Genomic DNA, 16,205 nt, shown 5'->3' on the forward strand with positions numbered 1-16,205 from the left:
GCCGCGCCGGTGGAGAAGCCGCGCCGGGCGAGGCGAGCGGCCAGGCGGTCGGCCCGCCCGGCGCACGTGCGCGCGAGGACGACGGCCGCTCTCAGGGCCCGCTCGTCCTCGCGCTGCAGCGGGCAGCATGCATCCAGCACGGCCTGGCGCACGGCGTCGTCCACGCCGGCCTCGAGCAGGGCATGGGCGACCCGGCTCCGCCCGTGACCCCTGAGACCGGCCAGACTGCGCGCGAGCGTCTCGGCGAAGCGGCGGTCGTCCACCGCACCGACGTCCTCGAGCCTGGCGACGACCTCTTCGGCGACGCGTTCGGGGTATCCGTCGCGCGCGAGGGTGCGCAGCAGCTCGCGGCGGCTGCGTTCGCGGGCGGCCAGCAGCCGGTAGGCCCGCTCGCGAGCGGACGGTGCCATCGCCGCGTCGACCTCGGCGCGCAATCGACCGAGGTCGTGGGTCTGGCCTTCCGAGAGATCCAGGCGCCGCGCGACCGCGCGCGGCACCCGGGTCCACTCCCGGCCGTCCACGTGAACGGTCGCGGGACCGGTCGGCGACCGCTGGATCCGGGTGATCTCGCCTGAGGGCACGAGGGTCTCCTACTCGGCGACCGACCGCTCCTCGGGCATGCCCGCCTGTCCGTTCAGCGGCAGACCCAGGCTGTCGCGGATCCGCGACTCGATCTCCTCACGGACCCCCGTGTTCTCGCGGAGGAACTCCTTGGCCGCCTCGCGACCCTGGCCGAGGCGCTCCTCGCCGTAGGTGTACCAGGCGCCGGACTTCATCACGACGCCCTCCTCGACGCCGAGGTCCAGCAGGCCCCCCTCCTTGGAGATGCCCTGGCCGTACATGATGTCGAACTCCGCCTGCTGGAACGGCGGAGCCACCTTGTTCTTCACGACCTTGGCCCGCACGCGGTTCCCGACGATGTCGGTACCCTGCTTGATCGAGTCGATCCTGCGGATGTCGATGCGTACGCTGGAGAAGAACTTCAGCGCGCGGCCGCCGGTGGTGGTCTCGGGGTTGCCGAACATCACGCCGATCCTCTCGCGGAGCTGGTTGATGAAGATGCAGGTCGTGTTCGACTTGCTGAGCGAGCCGGCGAGCTTGCGCAGAGCCTGGCTCATCAGCCGTGCCTGGAGGCCCACGACCGCGTCGCCCATCTCGCCTTCCAGCTCGGCGCGCGGCACGAGAGCAGCGACGGAGTCGATGACTATGACGTCCACGGCGCCGCTGCGCACGAGCATGTCGGCGATCTCGAGCGCCTGCTCGCCGGTGTCGGGCTGGCTGATCAGCACCTCCTCGATGTTCACGCCGAGGCGGGAGGCGTACGACGGGTCCAGCGCGTGTTCCGCGTCGATGAAGGCGACGATCCCGCCGATCCGCTGCGCCTCGGCGAGGATCTGCAGCGCCAGCGTCGTCTTGCCCGAGGACTCCGGGCCGTATATCTCGACGATGCGGCCGCGCGGCACGCCCCCTATGCCGAGCGCGGCGTCCAGGGCCAGCGACCCGGTCGGGATGGCCGCGACCTGGGTGACGGCGGCATGCTCGCCCAGCTTCATCAGCGAGCCCTTGCCGAACTTGCGCTCGATCTGCTCCTTGGTCACGTCGAGCATCTTGAGCTTATCCGGATCCATGCTTCCTCCTGTCGGGCCAGAGACCCCGTGGGGCGCCTCGAACGTACACGAACAGGTGTTCGCCTGTCAATCGGCTGTCAGCCGGGGCCGAGCGGGACGGCGGCCAAGTGCTCGTAGACCGGTCCGCAACGGGTCAGCGTGCTCGCGACGAGCATGACATGCCGCACTGACACGGCGCCGTCGCCGGCGCCGGCCGAGGAGAGCACCGCGTCCGCGGCGGCGAGCGCCTCGGGGGCCACGCGCCGCGGGCGCCGGGCCCGCACGAGGGTGGCGTGGGGGCGGAACGGCTCGGGGACCGGCTCGGCGCACCAGCGAGCGGTCGCGGAACCCAGGGCGCGCGCCAGCGGCGGGAAGGAGCCGGCGGGGTCGGCGAACGCCGCCCACAGCAGGCGGGCCCGCCCGGGCGAGGGCACGGCGCGCACGCTGGAGAGCCGGACCTCGAACGGCGCCCGTCCCCGTACCGCCTCCTGGAGCGCTTCGGTCACGGCGACCGCATCCTCCGCGGGGATGTCGCCGAGGAATCTCAAGGTCAGGTGGAGGTTCTCGTCGGGCACCCACTTCTCGTCCCGCCAGGAGGGGTCGGCTCCGACGAACGCCTCCTGTGCCGCGGCGAGCAGGCGCAGCGCCGGCTCCGGCAGGGCGACCGCGACGAACGCGCGCACGTCAGCTCCGCGACGGGCCGGCCGGCACATCGCCGGGCGTGCCTGCGAGGCGGCGCCTGAGGAGGTCGAGGGCGACGACCGTCGCGCGCCGCCGGACGCCGTCGCGGTCGCCGCCGAGGACGTGGTGCTCGACGCTGCTCCCCTCCGGCCCCGCGACGCAGACCCACACGGTCCCCACGGGCTTCTCGGGCGTGCCGCCGCCGGGTCCGGCGATCCCGGTGACCGAGACGGCGACGTCGGCGGACAGAGCGCGTCTCGCGCCCTCGGCCATCGCGACGGCCGTCTCGGCGCTGACGGCCCCCTTGGCGGCGAGGGTCGCGGCGGGCACGCCGAGGAGGCGCTCCTTGGTCTCGTCCGCGTACGCCACCACACCTCCGAGGAACACCGCCGAGGAGCCCGGCACGGACGTGATCTCCGCTGCGACCGACCCACCCGTGCACGACTCGGCCACGGCGAGCGCGATCCCGAGGCGGGATGCGAGCGCCAGGACCGCCTCGGGAAGCGTGGCGCCCTCCGCGGCGTAGCAGGCCTCGCCGAGCGCCCCTCGGACTCGGAGCGCCGAGGCGGCCAGGGCTTCGGGTCCGGCGCCCTCGTCGATCAGGACGACGTCCACCTCGCCAGGCCGCGCGAGCACGGACAGTCCGACCCCCGCGGCGCCGTCGAGGGCCTCCTCGGCGATCACCTGGGCGTCGGACTCGGCCATGCCCGCGCAGGGCAGCACCACCGGCTCCGCGCGCATGGCCGAGAAGCGCCGGACGAGCGCGGCGAGCATCGGCCGCATCTCGGCGGGAGGGCCGGGGAGCAGCGCGAGCACGGATCCGTCGCGCTCGACCACCTGGCCCGGCGCGGTGCCCGTGGCGGCGGGCAGGACCTCGGCGCCTGGGAGCACGAAGGCCTGCCGGTACACCTGCTCGGCGGCCCGGGCGGAGACCGGCCGCGCCGCCGCCCGGGCGAGCCCGTCACGCAGACCGGGTCCCTCGGCGAGGTCGACGCCGAGGGCCAGGGCCACCCCCTCGCGGGTGACGTCGTCGTGCGTGGGACCGAGTCCCCCCGTCACCACGACCGTGTCGTAGGCGGCGAGCAGCCGCTCGACCGCCCCGGCGACGGCGGCCGCGCGGTCCGGCACGCTGACGGTCTCGCGGACGAGGTGGCCCGCGCGGGCCAGGGCGGCGGCGACCTCGGCGGCGTTGGTGTCGGGCCGCAGCCCTTCCGTGAGCTCCGTCCCCACGGTGAGCACGGCCGCGGTGCGCAGCGCTCCGGCTGCGGCCGTCCTGTGGTCGAGCGCTCCCACGCTAGCCCTCCCCTCGGGGGTCCAGGGTCCGGTGATGACGTCGCGCGCGTGGTAGAAGTAGTCGAGCATCGACCACAGCGTCAAGGCCAGGGCCGAGGTCATCAGCCCCCACGCCGTCGCCCGGACGACCGGAGGACCCCACGACCCCAAGACCTCGAGCAGCGTCGAGTCCTTGACGATGAACGCCACGATCGCGGCGATCTGCAGGACCGTCTTGACCTTGCCCCACGGCGACGCGGCGATCACCTTGCCCTCGGCGACGGCGACCATCCGAAGACCGGAGACCACGAACTCACGGCTGACGATCACCAGCACGATCCAGCTCGGCAGCTTGTCGAGGTCGACGAGGGCGACGAGCGCGGCGGTCACCAGCAGCTTGTCCGCCAGCGGGTCGAGGAACTTGCCGAAGGTGGTCACCTCGTTACGGGAGCGCGCGAGGTAGCCGTCGATGCCGTCGGTGGAAGCGAGCAGCGTGAAGACGGCCGCGGCGAGCCAGGGTTGAGCCGCGGCCCACCACGCGGGACGGCTGATGAAGTCGGGCCACTCCCCCAGCAGCGTCGCCAGGAACACCGGGATGAGGATCATGCGTATCAAGGTGACCCGGGTGGCCCAGTTGAGCTGCAGCCTCACTCTCCCACCTCGCCGAGAAGGTCGTAGCCGAGCGCCTCCGTCACCCTCACACGCGCGAGCGCGCCGGCCGGCAGGGGCGCATCGAAGGTTATCACGCCGTCCACCTCCGGCGCCTGCCCCCGCCAGCGCCCGACGGGGACGCCCTCCTCGTCGGTCCCCTCGGCCAGGATCTCGAGCGTCTCCCCCACCCGCGACGCCGCGCGCGCGAAACCGATCCCGGCCGCGACCTCGTTCAGCCGGCCCGCTCGCGCGAGCCGCTCCTCGGCCGGGAGCATCCCGGGCATCGTCGCGGCCGGCGTCCCCTCCTCCGCGGAGTACGCGAAGACGCCGGCGTAGTCGAGCGCCGCCGCGCGGAGGAACGCCTCCAGCTCCTCGAGGTCCCGCTCCGTCTCGCCAGGGAAGCCCGCGATGAGCGTGGTGCGCAACGCGACGTCGGGCAACGCCTCCCGCACGCGCGCGAGCAGGCCGAGGAAGGACTCCGCATCCCCGCCGCGGCCCATGGCGCGCAGGACGCGCCGCGAGGCGTGCTGCAGCGGGAGGTCCAGGTAGCGGCAGACGGAGGGCTCGGCCGCCATCACCTCGAGGAGGTCGTCGGTGACGCCGTCGGGCTGCACGTACATCAGGCGCAGCCACGCCAGGCCGGCGACGCGCGCGAGCTCGCGAACGGTCCGCGCGATCCCTGCCCGTTCGCCGGCCGGCAGGTCGCGCCCGTACGAGGAGGTGTCCTGACCGACGAGGACGATCTCGCGCGCGCCGCGGGTCACGAGCAGCCGCGCCTCGGCGAGAAGGTCGGGCAGCGCGCGACTGCGGTACGGTCCCCGGATGGACGGGATCGTGCAGAACGTGCAGCGGCGGTGGCAGCCGTCGGAGACCTGCAGGTAGGCGCTCGGGCCGCAGCCGAGACGCTGGGCGCCGGAAGCGGCGCCGGCGAGCGCGCCGGTGAGCCGCTCCAGCACCGTCAGGAGGGAGCCCTCGTCCGCGACCGGCACGAAGGCGTCCGCCTCCGGCATGGCCGCTGCCAGTCGCGCCCCGTAGCGCGAGGGAAGGCAGCCCGCGACCACGAGGAGGCGTCCGCTCCGCCGCGCCTTCCATCCGGCCGCGAGCGCGAGGGCGGCGTCGACCGACTCCTGAGCGGCGGCCTCGACGAACGCGCACGTGTTCAGCACCGCGACGTCGGCCGTCTCGAGGTCCTCGTCCAGGACGTACGCCGAGGAGGCCACGGAGGCGGCCATCCGGTCCGAGTCGACCTCGTTCTTGGGGCATCCCAGGGTGATGAAGCGCACGCGCGGCGGGCTGCCGGACGGGCGGGGCGGGGACATGCCGGTGTCCTCGGGACTCAGCGGTAGTTCACGTACTGCAGCGGGATCCCGTACTCCTGCTGCTTCAGGAACGTGATGACCTCTTGGAGCTCGTCGCGCTTGGGCGAGAAGACGCGCAGCTTGTCGCCTTCGATCTGCACCTTCACGCCCTTGAACTTCCGGTCGCGGATGTCCTTGTTGATCCTGCGGGCCAGGTCCGCCTCGATGCCGGTGACGACGTCGCCGACCACGCGCACCGTGCCGCCGGACGCGGCCTGCTCGGGCCCCCACGACACCGCCTTCAGGTCGATGCCGCGGCGGATGAGCTTCGTATCGAGCACGTCGCGGACCTGGCGGAGCACGAAATCGCTCGGCGTGGAGATGGTGATCGTCGCCTCCGCCCTGGACAGGACGATGCTCGAGCCCGTGTCCTTCAGGTCGTATCGCTGGGCCAGCTCTCGCGAGGTCTGCTGGACGGCGTTGTCGACCTCCTGCATGTCGGTCTGTGAGACGACGTCGAAGCTCTGGTCCTTGGCCACGTGCTCTCCCTTCCCTCAGCCGCCGGCTCGCAACGTCACTTCCGGCACACCGGCGCTCGGCGGTATCGCCACCGGTTCCCCGTCGCGCTTGATCGTGAGGGCCGAAGGCTTGCCTATCTGGGATACACGCGCCTCCTCGGAGACCTCCCACTTCAGCGTCTCCGGACCCCGGACGGTGCCCACGTGGACCCTCTCCCCGTCGAGGGTGACCAGCATCCACGAGGCGCTCCCGCGGGCGACCTCGATCGTCAGCGTGAAGCCGCCGTCCTCGCCCTCGGCGGGCTCGGTCGCCTGGGCGGAGGGCGCGGGCGACACCGGCGTGTCGGCCGGCAGGGGGGTCGAGGTCGGCACAGCCGGCGCGCCGCCGTCGGCCTTGGGCGGCACGGGCGGGGGCTCGCCCGGACCGGAGAGCGCGCGGGAGGCGCCCCATACGGCCAGCGCGAGGCCCGCGACGAGCGCCGCGATCACCGCGGCCGTGCGCATCGGCAGGGCATGGGCCTGCTCTCGGCGGGGGACGACCTGGTCGGCGGGGAGCTCTCCGACGGGGCTCGGGGCCTGCGTCTCCCCGGTCTCCTCCTCGTAGAGGCGAAGGAACGGCTCGGCGGGGAGCTCGAGGAACTTGGCGTAGCTCCGGATGTATCCGCGAACGTACACGGGAGAGGGCAGGCGCGCATAGTCGCCGTTCTCGAGCGCCTCGATCAGCCCGCAGCGGATGTTCGTGGACGCCTCCACGTCCACGACGGACTTGCCGGCCTTGCGCCGCTCCGTCGAGAGGCGCTCTCCGAGCGTCTCCACCTATCCCTCACCCGCCTCGGCCTCGCGCCGCTCGAAGGCCTTGAGAGCCTCGAGCTCCTCCACGTCCACCAGGACCTCGCGCGGCTTGCTCCCGTCCGGGGGACCGACGACGCCCTTGGCTTCGAGCATGTCCATTATGCGCCCCGCGCGCGCGTAGCCCACCTTCAGGCGGCGCTGCAGCATCGAGGTGGAGCCCATGTTCGAGGTGACGACGATGTCGGCGGCCTCCCACAGCAACGGGTCGTCCTCCTCGCCGCCGTCCACGCCCCCACCCACGGATGCCACCTTCAGGTGCAGTATCTCCTCGTGGTACTCGGGTTCGGCCTGGCGTCTGAGGTGCTCGACGACAGCGCCGATCTCGCCCTCCGAGACGAACGCCCCCTGGATCCGCTTCGGCTTGGGCCACGCGGGGGTGGAGAAGAGCATGTCGCCGGCGCCCACGAGCTTCTCCGCGCCCGGCTGGTCGAGGATGACCCGGCTGTCGATCGAGGAGGACACCGCGAAGGCGATGCGGTGGGTGATGTTCGTCTTGATGAGCCCGGTGATGATGTCGGTCGAGGGCCTCTGTGTCGCCACGATGAGGTGGATGCCGGCGGCACGCGCCAGCTGAGCGAGGCGGCAGATGGAGTCCTCGACCTCGCGCGCCGCGACCATCATGAGGTCGGCGAGCTCGTCGATGACGATCACGAGGTAGGGCATCTCCTCGGCGCCCTCCGGTCCGGAGCCGGACTGCACCAGCCCATTGTAACCGGCGATGTTGCGCGCGCCTGCCTTCTGCAGCCTCTTCAGGCGCGAGTCCATCTCCGACACGGCCCAAGCCAGCGCGCTGGCGGCCTCCTTCGGCTCGGTCACGACCGGCACGTAGAGGTGCGGCACGCCGTTGTAGAGGTTCAGCTCGATGCGCTTGGGGTCGATCAGTATCAGTCGGACCTCGGCGGGCGTGGCGCGCATGAGTATGCTCACGAGCAGAGCGTTGATGCACACCGACTTGCCGGTGCCGGTCGCTCCGGCGATGAGCAGGTGCGGCATGACGGCGAGGTCGGCCGTCGTCGGGTCGCCGGTCACGTCCTTGCCGACGGCCAGCGTCAGCGGGCCGGCGCTGGCATCCGATGCGGCGGCCAGAACGTCTCCGAGCGTGACGGTGGAGCGGCGGTCGTTGGGCACCTCTATGCCGACCAGCGACTTGCCCGGGATGGGAGCGAGGACGCGGATGGTGGGTGCCGCCAGCGCGAGCGCCAGGTCGTCGGCCAGCGCGGTTATCCTGCCGACCTTCACCCCCTGGGCGATCCGTACCTCGAACATCGTCACGGTGGGGCCGGGGACCCAACCCGTGACCTTCGCGGGGATGTCGAAGGTGGCCAGCGTGGCCTCGACCACCCCGGCGGTCCCGCGAAGCTCCCGCTCGGTGGCGCGGTGCGCCGAGGCCGTGCGAGGGCTGGTCGCCAGGATCGAGGCGGGAGGGAGCTCGAAGCCCTCCAGGGCCTTGGGCGCCGCCGCGGCGCCGGGCAGCGTCGCGCGCCCCGACTCGGGGTCCGCGGCAGGGGTCCGGGGCGCACCCGGCCCGTCCCCGGCCGGCGCGGGCGCACCCGGCTGGGCGGCGCGCATCTCCTCCAGCGGCAGCGTGCGGTCCGCGGGATGCGTCCGGCGCCTCGGCGCAGGACCGGGCTCCTCGTCGCCGTCCCCGCGCAGCCTCTCGCCCAGCCACTGCACCGCGCCGGAGACGGACCAGCCGGTCACCACCAGCCCGATCAGCATCAGGGCGGCGAGCGCGACGTATGCGATCGCCTGCCCGAGGAGCGATCGCAGCGCCCACGCGAACGCCCCGCCGAGGTAGCCGCCATGGTCCGCGACGGAGGCGGGCTCCCAGAAGCCGGCCTGGGGGGAGGCCAGCGCGATCATCGAGACCGCCGCGACCATCAGGAGCGCGAGCCCCCCGCCCACGCGGCCCTCGCTGATCGAGAAGGCGCGCACGAAGAAGCTCACGCCCCACAGCAGGACGGCCACCGGGATCGCGTAGGCCCCGATGCCGAACAGCAGCCGCACCACGTTGGCCACGGCTCGGGCGGCGACGCCGGTGTCCTCGGCGAGCACCGCGATCATGAGCGCGATCGCCAGCGCGCACAGCGCGATGCCGTAGATGTCGCGCCGCGACTCGTCGTCGAGGCGGACCCGAGGCGCCGGCGCGGGCGCGCGGCTGGAGGGGCGCTTCGGTGTGCTGCCGCTCGTGCGACCCGCCATGCCCCTCCTCTACGTCAGCTGCCAGACCAGCACCGAGACCCCGAGGACCCCCGTGTAGGCGGCGAACGCGTACAACGGCCGGCGCTTCACGAACGCCAGCATGCCGGCGATGGCCAGGTAACCGGTCACGGCCGCCGCGACGAAGCCGGCCGCGACGGCGAGAGGGTCGCCGACGGGACTGCGCTCGGTCACCGCATCCAGACCGGTCTTGACTCCCGCCAACAGGATTATGGGGCCTGAGAGGAGGAACGAGAAGCGCGCGGCCTGCTCGCGGTCCAACCCGACCCCGAGGCCGGCCGCGATCGTCGCGCCCGAGCGCGAGATCCCAGGTGCGATGGCCATCCCCTGTGCGGCGCCGATGAGCAGCGCCTTGCCCCACGCCATCTCGTGGGCGTCGTGCCCCGTCTTGCGCGAGAGCATCTCCGAGGACACCAGCGCGACGGTGGTCACCAGGAAGAACGCCCCGACCCACACGAGGCTCGAGAAGAAGTGCTCGAACAGATCGTCGCCGAGCAGTCCGATCACCGCGGTGGGGACGGTGGCGGCGAGCACGAGGAGTGCGAACCTCCGCTCGCCGGCCAGCGAGGCGTCCGGGCGGGCGAACGCGCGCGCCATCAGCGCCAGGTCGGAGCGGAAGTAGACCACCACGGCCAGCAGCGTGGCGAGGTGCACCGTCACGTCGAAGAACAGCCCGAAGCCGCTCCACCCCAAGCCCTCCTGCAGGACGGCGAGGTGTCCCGAGGAGGATATCGGCAGGAACTCGGCGAGGCCCTGGACCACGCCCAGGACCAGAGCGCGGGCCACGTCGGGCACTCAGACCTCCATGACGACGGGGATGATCATCGGCCGCGTGCGCACGCGGTCCCACAACAGCTGGCCGAGCGACTCCCGCACAGCCTTCTGCACCACCGCGTGGTCGGTGACGCCCTCCGACTCCATCTTGCGCAGGGTGGCGGCGAGGCGCTCCTGGGCCAAGGCCATGAGCTCGGCCCCGTCCCCGCCCAGCGAGATGCCGCGCGTGACGAGCTCCGGTTCGCCCACGACGCGGCCGTTCTGCGCGTCGATGGCGATGACCACCGTGGCGATGCCGTCGCGCGCGAGCAGCCGGCGGTCGCGCAGCACGACCTGGCCGAGGTCGCCCACCGAGAGGCCGTCGACGTACACGACGCCGCTGTCCACGTGCTCGGATATGCGCGCGCCTCGCCCGTCGAACTCGAGGCAGTACCCGTTCTCCATGACGAACACGTTCTCCTCGGCCACTCCCACCGAGCGGGCCAGGGCGGCGTGCGCCTGCATGTGCCGCGTCTCGCCGTGGATCGGCACGAAGTAGGTCGGCTTCACCATGTTGAGCATCATCTTGAGCTCCTCGGCGGCGGCGTGCCCCGAGACGTGCACGTCGGCGTTGCCCTTGTGGAGCACGCGCGCGCCGGCCTTGGCCAGGCGGTTGATGACGCGGCTGACGGCCTTCTCGTTGCCCGGCACGGGCGAGGCGGAGATCACGACCGTGTCCCCCGCTTCGATCCGGACCGCCTTGTGGTCGCCGTTGGCCATGCGCGCGAGCGCCGAGAGCGGCTCTCCCTGGCTTCCGGTCGAGAGGACGACCACCTCTTCGGGCGCGAGGTCCTGCGCCTCGTAGGCGTCGAGGATGTCGTCGTCGTCGATGTGCAGGTAGCCCAGCTCGCGCGCGATCGCGGTGTTGTTGATCATCGAGCGCCCCGTCACGGCCACCTTACGTCCGCTCTCGACCGCCGCGTCGCAGACCTGCTGCACGCGGTGGATGTGGGAGGCGAACGAAGCGACGATGATGCGCTGCCGGGCCTCGGCGAAGATCCTGCGTAGCGTGGGGGCGATGCTCGCCTCGGGACGTGTGTACCCCGAGCCCTCGGCTCCGGTGGAGTCGCTCATCAGGAGCATGACCCCGGCCTTTCCCGCGCGCGTGAGCGCCCCGAAGTCCGTCAGTCGCCCGTCTATGGGCGTCTGGTCGAACTTGAAGTCCCCCGAGTGCAGGATGTTGCCCACCGGCGTTCGTATGAAGCACGCGACGCCGTCGGGGATCGAGTGGTTCACCGGCATGAAGTCGAACGCGAACGGCCCGAGCGTCACGTGGCTGCCCGCGGATATCTCGCGCAGCTTGGGGTGCTCGACGCGGTGCTCCTCGAGCTTCCCGCCGACGAGCCCGAGGGTGAGCTTCGTGCCCAGTACGGGCACCTTGCGGTCGAGCTCCCTCAGGAGGTACGGCAGCGCACCCGTGTGGTCCTCGTGACCGTGCGTGATCACGATCCCGCGCAGCTTGTGCTGCCGCTCGACGATGTACCTGAAGTCGGGCAGGATCAGGTCCACGCCCGGGTGGTCCTCGTCGGGGAACATCAGCCCCGCGTCCACGACGACCATGTCGTCGCCGCATTCGATCACCGTCATGTTCTTGCCTATCTCGTCCAGCCCGCCGAGCGGGATGACGCGAAGGCACCTTCCGTTCTCGGTCATACGTCCCTTGTCCCGATTCCAGCGGGACCGTGGTCCCGCACATGTTCGTCCTGCGCCGAGGTCCCCTCGGCCTAAGCCGGCAGCAGCCCGACGTGCTCCATGACTCGCCGGAGCTCGGAGGTCTGCTCCTCCGTCGCCTCCACGAGCGGCAGCCGGACCCCGCCCACCGGGAAGCCCGCGAGCTCCAGAGCCTTCTTCACCATGATCGGGTTCGCCGTGATGAACAGCGCCTTCATCATGGGCAGCAGCTCGAGGTGGATGCGCAGCGCCCTGGTGTGGTCTCCCGAGGCCTGCGCGTCGATCATCTCCTTGAACCGCCCGCTCGCCACGTTGCCGATCGTGGAGATGACGCCCGTGCCGCCCAGTCCCATGAGCGGCAGAGTGATCTCGTCGTCGCCGGCCAGCACGTCGAAGCCCTCGGGGGCCCCCTCGATGATCTGCGCGACCTGCGTGAGGTTCCCGCTCGCTTCCTTCACCGCGACTATGTTCTGCACGTCCCGCGCCAACCTGAGCGTGGTCTCGGCTTCCATGTTGACCACGCACCGCCCGGGGATGTTGTACATCACGACCGGGATGCCCACCGACTCCGCGATCGCGCGGAAGTGCAGGTACATGCCCTCTTGCGGCGGCTTGTTGTAGTAGGGCACCACCGCCATGATGCCGTCCACGCCGAGCTTCTCGACGTCGGCCGCGAACGCGCACGAGTCCGCGGTGCAGTTGTCCCCTGCGTTGGCGATGACCGGCGCCCGGTCGCCGACCGCCTCGATCACGGCGCGGAACAGGTCCATCTTCTGGTCGTAGAACACCGTCGGCGACTCGCCGGTGGTGCCGCAGACGACGAGCCCGTCACTGCCCTGCTCCAGCAGTCTCAGCGCCAGCTCCTGCGCGCGAGGCAGGTCCAGGTCGCCGTCGGGAGTGAACGGCGTGACCATGGCGGTTATGAGCCGGCCGAATCGTGGCGCTGACATCCGTGTCGCCCCCTTGCGGGTCGTGCGTCCATCCGTCGTATTGTGCCACACCGGCGCGAGCCGGACGCCGAAGACCGCCGGACGCGCCGGCGTTCCGGCGGACCGGTACCGCGCCTACCCGTCGACGACCGGCGCGGCGTCCGCCAGCCCGAACCCGTCGTGAAGGGCGCGCACGGCGTCGCGCGCCTGCGCTCCGGGCACGAGCACGGAGATCGTGGCGTGGCTGTCGGCGGTCTGCAGGATGCCGACGCGGGCCGACGCCAGGCACTCCGCCACCCGCGCCATCACGCCGGGCACCCCATGCATGCCCGCGCCCACGAGCGTCACCTTGGCGAGTCCGCGGTCGACCTCGTAAGGTGCGTCGAGGCGGCGCAGCGTCTCCTCGGCCAGGGGCAGGTCGCGCTCGGTCACGGAGAACGCGAGCGTGCCGTCCATCGGCGTGAACATGTCAAGCGAAACGCCGGCGTCCGCCATGGCGCGGTAGACGCGGGTCTGCGCGAGGGTGCGGTCGGCGTCCTCGAGCCCCCCGGGCAGCGAGACGCGCAGGCGAGCGATCCCCGCCGCGTTGCTGACGGCCGTCGCGACCCTGGAGAGCCGCTCGGCGGAGAGCCGCTCGGCGAACGTGACGAGCGTTCCCCGCGCCGAGGAGAAGGTGTTGCGGATGCGCGTGGGGACGCCTCCTTCCATGGCCGCCTGGGCGGCCGCCGGGTGGACGACCTGGGCGCCGTGACGCGCCATCTGGAAGAGCTCCTCGTAGCGGACCACGTCGAGCACGCGCGCCTCGGGGCACGCGCGCGGGTCCGCTGTCATCACTCCATCGACGTCCGTGTGGATCTCGACCGCGTCGGCGGAGAGTGCGACGGCGATCGCGCAGGCCGTGGTGTCCGAGCCGCCGCGGCCGAGCGTGGCTGTGGAGCCGTCGGGCGCGGCGCCCTGGAAGCCGGCGACGACCGGTACGAGGCCGCCGGCCAGCGCCCCGCGCAGCGGCGACGGGTCGACCGCGAGCACGGCCGCTTCCCCGTAGCGGCCGTCGGTGAGGATGCCCGCGTCGGCGCCGGAGTAGGCCGCGGCGGGCAGGCCCTCGGCGCGCAGCTCGTGCGCGACCACGACCGCGGAGACGAGCTCCCCGCACGAGGAGAGCATGTCTCGCTCGCGCGGCTGGGTGGGCATGCCGGCCAGCAGGCCCAACAGCGTGTCGGTGGCGTACGGCGCGCCGGCGCGGCCCATGGCGGAGACGACGACCACGACGGCGTAGCCGTCCTCGCGGGCGCGGCGGACGCGGGAGCCCATGGCGGAGCGCCCCTCGCGCGTCGCCACCGACGTGCCGCCGAACTTCTGGACGAGCACGGGCGCCGCGGATGGCGCGCCGCCGCCTTCCCGCGCGCGGGCCCCCGCAGTGTCGGCAGGCTCCTCGGCCACCTACTCCCCCATCAGCTCTTCGAGGCCGACGACCAGCCCCGACAGCGAGCCGACCTTGCGCACGGCGAGCAGCACTCCGGGCATGAACGAGGTTCGGTCGATCGAGTCGTGCCGGAGCGTGAGGGTCTGCCCCTGCCCGCCGAGGAGCACCTCCTGGTGCGCGACGAGACCCGGAAGGCGCACGGAGTGCACGGCGACCCCCTCGACGGCGGCGCCGCGCGCGCCGGGCACGCTCTCCGTCTCGCGCCCCCCAGCGGCAGGCGTCTCTCCGCGGGCCTCGGCGATGAGGCGGGCGGTGCGCAGCGCGGTGCCGGACGGCGCGTCGAGCTTGCGGTCGTGATGCAGCTCCACGACCTCGGCGTGCGGCAGGAAGCGGGCCGCCTCGGCCGCGAAACGCATCATCAGCACCGCGCCGATCGCGAAGTTCGGCGCCACGAACAGGCACGTATCCTCCGGCACTCCCTCGGCGAGGTCGCGCAGGGTCTCCTCGGGCAGGCCCGTCGTGCCGACGACGCAATCGACGCCTTCGGCGAGCGCGGTCCGCACGTCGGCTTCCGCCGCGTCGGGTCGCGTGAAGTCGACGAGCACGTCGGGGCGCGTCTCGCGCAGCGCGGCGGGGAGGTCCGCGGAGCAGGTCACGGCGCCGCCGGCCCCGTCGTCGATCGCCACACCGGGCGCGGCGGGGTCGACCGCGGCGACGACGGCCATGTCGGGCTCGGCGGCCACCGCCCGCACGACCTCGCGGCCCATCCTGCCGGCCGCGCCGGTCACGAGCACTCGGATCATGTCGGCGTTCCTCCAGCCTACGAGGGATCGCTCAGCAGCAGTCTACCCGACCAGCGCCTCGACCCGCTCGCCCTCGAACGGGCCGATGACGGAGAGCACGCGGCCGTCGGAGAAGAGCTCACGCGCGACGCGCAGTACGTCCTCGCGCGTCACGGAGTCCACCCGCCCGACGAGCTCGTCGATGGTGAGGATCTCCCCCTGGATCGTCTCCGCCTTGCCCAGCCGGGTCATGCGGTTGCGCGTGTTCTCCAACCCGAGGACCAGGTGGCCCTTGATGGACTCCTTGGCGCGGTGCAGCTCCTCGGGCGTCACGCCGTCGGTGACGACCTTCGCCACCTCGGCCTTGATGAGCCCCACGACCTGCTCCATGTTGCCCGGTCGGGTTCCGGCGTAGATGGTGAACTGACCCGTGTCCTGGTAGAGCGAGTGGTAGGAGTAGACCGCGTAGGCCAGCCCGCGCTTCTCCCGGATCTCCTGGAAGAGCCGCGAGCTCATCCCCCCGCCGAGGATGGAGTCGAGCACCGAGAGCACGAACCGGTCCTCGGCGTGAGCGTTCAGGCCCGACACGCCGTAGCACACGTGCGCCTGCTCGGTCTCCTTGGGGAGGCTGACCGCGCGCCGCTCGGTCACGGCCTCGGTGCGCTCACGGACGCTCCTCGGCCCCTCGGTCAGGCGCAGGCGCTCGCGAACCGCCTTCACGAAGTCGCCGTGGTCCACGTGCCCGGCCGCGACGGCGATGCAGTTGCCGGTGAGGTAGTGGCGGTGCCTGAAGGCCACCGCGTCCTCGTGCCCGAAGGAGGCCACAGTCTCGCGGCTGCCCAGCACCGGCAGCCCGATGGGGTGGTCGGGCCACAGCGTGCGCGCGAACATCTCGTGCACGCGGTCGTCCGGCGTGTCCTCCATCCGCGCGATCTCCTCGATCACGACCTCGCGCTCGGACTCGATGGCGTCTTGGGCGAGCAGCGAGTCGGCGATCATGTCCGACAGGATCTCGATGGCGGTGGGCACGTGCTCGTCCACGACGCGCGAGTAGTAGCAGGTGTACTCCTTGGAAGTGAACGCGTTCAGCTCGGCGCCGAGCCGGTCGAACTCCTCCGAGATGTCCGCGGCACTGCGCGTCGGCGTGCCCTTGAACATCATGTGCTCCATGAAGTGCGACATCCCCGCTTCGGAGGGCGCCTCGTCGCGGCTGCCCACGGCGAACCAGACCCCGATGGCGACCGAGCGGACGGTGTCCATCGTCTCGCTCAGGATCGTCAGCCCGTTGTCCAGGATCGTGCGGTCGTAGAACGACATGTGCTCCTCCTTCCGAGGAGTCCATTCCCAGCGGCCGGCCCCCTCGCGGGCACGGCGCCGGCCGAGGAGCGATCGAAGGCGGTGACGCACGACGGCCGGCACGTCACGGTGCCGGCCGTCGGTGGGGTCGCTAGCGGCGTCTGCGCGGTCTGCGTTCGCCGCCGCCCTCTC

Annotated in this window: 14 protein-coding genes; all 14 read right to left on the bottom strand. The window is 72.2% G+C overall.

Annotation, left to right across the window (positions count from 1 at the left end; translation table 11 throughout):
* Nucleotides 1-581 (bottom strand): RecX family transcriptional regulator (locus tag IBX62_09010; GenBank protein MBE0477221.1); only part of this gene is annotated, 581 nt, incomplete at its 3' end.
* A gap of 9 nt (nt 582-590) precedes the next feature.
* Nucleotides 591-1,628: a recombinase RecA gene (gene recA / locus IBX62_09015; GenBank protein MBE0477222.1), complete on the bottom strand. Its 1,038-nt coding sequence runs from the start codon at nt 1,626-1,628 to the stop codon at nt 591-593.
* A 77-nt stretch (nt 1,629-1,705) separates the two neighbouring features.
* On the bottom strand, nt 1,706-2,290 hold the full coding sequence (gene thpR / locus IBX62_09020; protein MBE0477223.1) for an RNA 2',3'-cyclic phosphodiesterase: 585 nt from the start codon (nt 2,288-2,290) through the stop codon (nt 1,706-1,708).
* A gap of 1 nt (nt 2,291) precedes the next feature.
* Entirely contained in the window at nt 2,292-4,211 is a 1,920-nt protein-coding gene (gene pgsA / locus IBX62_09025) for a CDP-diacylglycerol--glycerol-3-phosphate 3-phosphatidyltransferase (protein MBE0477224.1), read from the bottom strand.
* The gene (gene rimO, locus IBX62_09030; GenBank protein ID MBE0477225.1) at nt 4,208-5,530 is read right to left on the bottom strand and encodes a 30S ribosomal protein S12 methylthiotransferase RimO; all 1,323 of its coding nucleotides are present in this window, start codon (nt 5,528-5,530) and stop codon (nt 4,208-4,210) included. Before rimO ends, pgsA begins: the two co-directional genes overlap by 4 nt.
* A 17-nt stretch (nt 5,531-5,547) precedes the next feature.
* Nucleotides 5,548-6,048, bottom strand: a complete 501-nt coding sequence (locus IBX62_09035) for a YajQ family cyclic di-GMP-binding protein (protein MBE0477226.1) — start codon at nt 6,046-6,048, stop codon at nt 5,548-5,550.
* Between the two features lie 15 nt (nt 6,049-6,063).
* Nucleotides 6,064-6,843: a helix-turn-helix domain-containing protein gene (locus tag IBX62_09040; GenBank protein ID MBE0477227.1), complete on the bottom strand. Its 780-nt coding sequence runs from the start codon at nt 6,841-6,843 to the stop codon at nt 6,064-6,066.
* On the bottom strand, nt 6,844-9,081 hold the full coding sequence (locus IBX62_09045; protein ID MBE0477228.1) for a DNA translocase FtsK 4TM domain-containing protein: 2,238 nt from the start codon (nt 9,079-9,081) through the stop codon (nt 6,844-6,846).
* A 9-nt stretch (nt 9,082-9,090) separates the two neighbouring features.
* The gene (locus tag IBX62_09050; protein ID MBE0477229.1) at nt 9,091-9,894 is read right to left on the bottom strand and encodes an undecaprenyl-diphosphate phosphatase; all 804 of its coding nucleotides are present in this window, start codon (nt 9,892-9,894) and stop codon (nt 9,091-9,093) included.
* Nucleotides 9,895-11,565 (bottom strand): ribonuclease J, encoded by a 1,671-nt coding sequence (locus IBX62_09055; GenBank protein MBE0477230.1) that lies wholly within the window; start codon nt 11,563-11,565, stop codon nt 9,895-9,897. It abuts the gene before it with no gap.
* A 71-nt stretch (nt 11,566-11,636) separates the two neighbouring features.
* A complete protein-coding gene (gene dapA, locus IBX62_09060) occupies nt 11,637-12,533 on the bottom strand; it encodes a 4-hydroxy-tetrahydrodipicolinate synthase (GenBank protein ID MBE0477231.1) in 897 nt (298 codons plus the stop codon).
* A 114-nt stretch (nt 12,534-12,647) separates the two neighbouring features.
* On the bottom strand, nt 12,648-13,880 hold the full coding sequence (locus tag IBX62_09065; GenBank protein ID MBE0477232.1) for an aspartate kinase: 1,233 nt from the start codon (nt 13,878-13,880) through the stop codon (nt 12,648-12,650).
* 72 nt (nt 13,881-13,952) lie between these two features.
* Nucleotides 13,953-14,738 (bottom strand): 4-hydroxy-tetrahydrodipicolinate reductase, encoded by a 786-nt coding sequence (locus tag IBX62_09070; protein MBE0477233.1) that lies wholly within the window; start codon nt 14,736-14,738, stop codon nt 13,953-13,955.
* Nucleotides 14,739-14,780: 42 nt separating this feature from the next.
* Complete coding sequence (locus tag IBX62_09075) at nt 14,781-16,034, bottom strand: insulinase family protein (protein MBE0477234.1); 1,254 nt, start codon at nt 16,032-16,034, stop codon at nt 14,781-14,783.
* Nucleotides 16,035-16,205: the final 171 nt, after the last annotated feature.

This window comes from Coriobacteriia bacterium, from assembly GCA_014859305.1.
Classification (GTDB): domain Bacteria; phylum Actinomycetota; class Coriobacteriia; order Anaerosomatales; family Kmv31; genus Kmv31.

Bases quoted from the DNA above. Each gene is read 5' to 3' on its own strand.
- IBX62_09070 (MBE0477233.1), bottom strand. From the start codon at position 14,738: ATGATCCGAGTGCTCGTGACCGGCGCGGCCGGCAGGATGGGCCGCGAG.
- IBX62_09045 (MBE0477228.1), bottom strand. From the start codon at position 9,081: ATGGCGGGTCGCACGAGCGGCAGCACACCGAAGCGCCCCTCCAGCCGC.
- IBX62_09055 (MBE0477230.1), bottom strand. From the start codon at position 11,565: ATGACCGAGAACGGAAGGTGCCTTCGCGTCATCCCGCTCGGCGGGCTG.
- rimO (MBE0477225.1), bottom strand. From the start codon at position 5,530: ATGTCCCCGCCCCGCCCGTCCGGCAGCCCGCCGCGCGTGCGCTTCATC.
- dapA (MBE0477231.1), bottom strand. From the start codon at position 12,533: ATGTCAGCGCCACGATTCGGCCGGCTCATAACCGCCATGGTCACGCCG.
- IBX62_09075 (MBE0477234.1), bottom strand. From the start codon at position 16,034: ATGTCGTTCTACGACCGCACGATCCTGGACAACGGGCTGACGATCCTG.
- recA (MBE0477222.1), bottom strand. From the start codon at position 1,628: ATGGATCCGGATAAGCTCAAGATGCTCGACGTGACCAAGGAGCAGATC.